A 3,960-nucleotide genomic window follows, 5' to 3' on the forward strand; every position below is an offset into this window, starting at 1 on the left:
GTATTCCCCACACTATGGTAGTATCGAATCACTATAAAAAAAGTGGAGAAGGAGATTACAATAATCTCATTATAGTATTTGAAAAAAAATGTCCTGAGATCATTTAGCTCCGATATTATATTTTTTCTCATCAAAAAATACACCCAGATTAACTATGTTTGTATACATAAATCCTGGCTGATTTAAGCCAATCAAATTCAAATCTTCATTGAAGAGTGGTCTATCATTATACATATTAAGAACCGTTAATTATATAAACCTAATATAGACTCGGTTAAAGGTTCTGCGCACTTTTTCTAAAGGAAGAAAGCAATTAATGGTGTTTATCAATGTTTATCCTATCCCTCCCGAGAGCCTTAATGGTTTTATACCTGAGGGATCGTCAAAGTAGATTAATTCTTATTAAATAAGTAGATAATGATAATGAAAATAAATATGTTAAATTAAAGCTTCCCGTTATGGTGACTAAAAAAAATAAAAATATCGTTACGATCGGACTTGTGCAGACTCGTGTCTCAAATAATATTGCCCTCAATATGAAAAAAACTATAGCGAGAATTAAAGACGCTGCAAAAAAGGGCGCGCAGTTTGTCTGTCTTCAAGAATTATACAGAACCAAGTATTTTCCAATCGATGAGAAAAAAGATGTCGCGCCGTTGGCTGAGACTATTCCCGGAGAATCTTCTTCGACCTTATCAAGGTTAGCAAAGGAATTAAATGTAGTAATCATTGCACCCATTTTTGAGGCTGATTCTAAAGGCAAATTCTATAATACTGCCGCCGTGATTGATGCTGACGGGACACTTCTTGGGGCATACCGAAAGACACATATCCCACATGATCCCTTTTTTTATGAGAAAAGCTACTTTGAAGCGAGCGACTCTGGTTATCGCGTATTTAATACACGCAATCTGAATTTTGGCGTTCTCATTTGCTATGATCAATGGTACCCCGAAGCTGCACGAAACAATTCCCTTCAAGGTGCGGATGTTATTTTCTACCCTTCTGCAATTGGTTATCTCGAAGGCGATTCCTTACCCTACTCAGATTGGATTTCCGCCTGGGAGACTATTCAGCGTTCCCATGCCATAGCAAATGGAGTGCATGTTGCCGTCGTTAACCGGGTAGGAAGGGAAGGGAAGATAAGTTTCTGGGGATCATCTTTCGTCTGCGATGCATTTGGAAAAGTACTCAAGAGGGCAAGTGAAAGGGATGAGGAAGTATTGGTTGTGGATTTGGACATTAGTCAAAACAAACGAATTCAAGAGGGTTGGGGATTTATTAAAAACCGACGTCCAGAGACTTATGGTTTGATCAATTCGCCTATCTTGAATGACATACCCCGGGAGTTAGGATACATCATGCCTGCCGAATGGGAAATTCATGACGCGACCTGGTTGGCATGGCCTCATGACCCAGAGACATTTCCTCGTAGAGTAAAACGGGTCGAGAAAATATATGTTGAAATAATAGAGGCTCTACATAAAGATGAGGAAGTGAATCTTTTTGTAAAAGATTCAAAGACGAGGACAAAAGTCATAGCGCAATTTGAGGAAAGAAGAATTGATTTGAGACGAATCAGTTTCCACATATGGGACTATGCTGATGTCTGGTTTCGGGATTACGGTCCGATTTTCATAGTTAATAAGGGCAAAAAACAAATAGCTATTCTTCACTGGATATTTAATGCATGGGGGGGGAAATACAAGGAACTCATCAGAGACACTCAAATCCCTTATATAATAAGTCAGAACATACCGTTGGCCTATTGTAGACCAGGAATCATCCTTGAAGGGGGCTCTATCGATGTCAATGGAATAGGGACCCTCTTAACGACTGAACAATGTTTGCTGCACCATGGCAGAAATCCCAGTTTCTCAAAAAGAGACATCGAAACCTATTTGATGAACTATCTCGGAGTTAGTCACATCATCTGGCTGAAATCAGGTATTTTAGGAGATGATACCGACGGCCACATCGATAATCTCGCTCGCTTTGTCAATCCGAGGACGGTCTTCTGTGCCTATGAGGAGAATGAAAAAGACGAGAATTATTCTATCTTGAAAGATAACTATCAGACACTGCTAAAATCAAAGGATCAAGACGGAGATAAATTGAATGTCATAAAACTGCCGATGCCTCATCCAATTCGCAGGGTTGTAAGGGGTAAAAGCATTAGGCTACCCGCGAGTTACCTCAACTTTTATATCGCCAATAAGGTGGTTTTGGTTCCAACCTTTCAACATAAGAATGACCAAATAGCAATAAGGATTATTAAAGACTCATTTCCGGACAGGAAGGTTATCGGTATCCACTGCTCGGACTTATTATATGGATTGGGGACGATTCATTGTATTACCCAACAGCAACCAGCCGTGGCTAAACAGGAACGCAGCTCAATCGATTGATGCATGGTCGCAGGTCCTGACGCCTCTTATTACATACTATTTAGTCGAATCAATAAAATTGTCAATTAATATCTTTACTACTTTGTTAATTCTCTCCCGACGTACGTCCTCCGGGATATCAGAAGTCGCGAAGGCCTGTAAGGCGCCTCTCCAAATAAGCGTTCTACTCTTCGCGTCTGCTAGGTCGATTATTACCGTTCCCTTTTCATACTCATTTATTTTATCTTTGTCTCCTGATAATTCTCGAGTTATTCCGTAATTCTGGGATATTTCCTGATCACTAAGTGCACTTTCTAGCGCCAGGGTATAACCTATCAACAAATCATTGGTAATTGTCTTCGCGTATAATAACCTTATTCTTTCTCCCCTCTCGTCGGGGTGTCGAAAACCAACATTTATGTCCTTAAAGGTTTTTACAGTTCTTGCAGGAAGTGAGTCATGGATTACAAATATGCTGGTTGGACCTCCATATCCCTCTTTGGGACCCTTTGTACCAAGATAATCAATTCTGATTCTAAGATCTGTAAAGTCTTCTTTACTCCTGTTTTCAAGAGTAATCTCCTTTAGAATTCCTCCAGCGCCGAAATTAGCACCTGCCCATTTCCAGTCTTTCACCAGAATAAGATCCTTAGGTCCTATATCTAGCCTTTTGTGGAATGAAGCAGATCCAAATGTCCAAGTACTTGTTGATTGTGTAAATTCATAACCTCTATTTGTCAACGACTCAGCTATGGCTTTCCGAAATGCCTCCTGAATTGGAAACTCCTTTAAGCGAGGATCCTCGAATACCTGGATTGATTCAGGTAACCACGTAAAAGTTACAGGGGGTTGTATGACAAAGTCCGGATTTCTTATTGAAACTACGGCTGGCGCTTGTTTATGAAAACTATTGTCTTGGTTTAATGAACCATTGTTATGGCTACATCCATAAGTAGCTAGTATCAAAAAGAATATAAGATATGGCGCTCTTGTGATTTGGCTCACTTGTCTCATCTGCTAGGCTCTCAGAGTACTTTTATTGATTGTATTGAAAAGGAATTCTACTACATTTTTTTTGATTGTTAAGGAAAGATTTCAATATGCACTGAAACAAGGATTCTTTCCTTTTTCGGGAACTGATTTGAATGCTCCGATAAACCTCGCCTTGCTGCGAGGTTCTTCATTCAGGCATAATCTTTTCTTAAATCTTAGAAGGATGAATTTATTGCCTCAAGAGACAAAATTTGAAAAATGAAATTAAGGATAGAAGTCGAAAAGTCATTAAAGATTAAGAAGGGACATCTTAAACCACCGGTGCAGTTCAGGCTTTTTAATATGGATACCTTCTTGCCTATAGATCTTACTGGTGCTCAAATAAGGTTTTTTATGGAAGGACCAGAAGATGGCGCTAATATCAAAAGGCTCGAAGGTGAAGGTGAGGTAGTTGTCAGTCCATTAACTGGCATTGGAAAATATGAGTGGAACTTTGGAGAAACAGGCATTCCCGGATCATACATAGCGGATTTTGAAATTACATTAAGCGACGGCGTTAAGGTAAGGGTTCCCGAAGGTG

General features: G+C 39.5%; 3 protein-coding genes. 2 read left to right on the plus strand and 1 reads right to left on the minus strand.

The features are described 5' to 3' along the window. Window positions 1-458 precede the first annotated feature (458 nt). Window positions 459-2,408 carry an agmatine deiminase family protein gene (locus VGA95_03675; GenBank protein HEX9665638.1) on the plus strand — a complete coding sequence of 650 codons (1,950 nt, stop codon included), beginning with the start codon at window positions 459-461 and terminating at the stop codon, window positions 2,406-2,408. 36 nt (window positions 2,409-2,444) lie between these two features. Here the strand turns inward: VGA95_03675 and VGA95_03680 are convergent, their stop codons facing one another. After that, window positions 2,445-3,401, minus strand: coding sequence for a DUF4136 domain-containing protein (locus VGA95_03680; protein HEX9665639.1), 957 nt, complete (start codon window positions 3,399-3,401; stop codon window positions 2,445-2,447). Between the two features lie 237 nt (window positions 3,402-3,638). On the opposite strand from VGA95_03680, the gene VGA95_03685 reads away from it, so the two are divergent. Next, a partial coding sequence (locus VGA95_03685; GenBank protein HEX9665640.1) for a hypothetical protein occupies window positions 3,639-3,960 on the plus strand: 322 nt, incomplete at its 3' end.

It is taken from the genome of Thermodesulfobacteriota bacterium (assembly GCA_036397855.1).
Lineage (GTDB): Bacteria > Desulfobacterota_D > UBA1144 > Nemesobacterales > CSP1-2 > DASWID01.

Bases quoted from the DNA above. Each gene is read 5' to 3' on its own strand.
- VGA95_03675 (HEX9665638.1), top strand. From the start codon at position 459: ATGGTGACTAAAAAAAATAAAAATATCGTTACGATCGGACTTGTGCAG.
- VGA95_03680 (HEX9665639.1), bottom strand. From the start codon at position 3,401: ATGAGACAAGTGAGCCAAATCACAAGAGCGCCATATCTTATATTCTTT.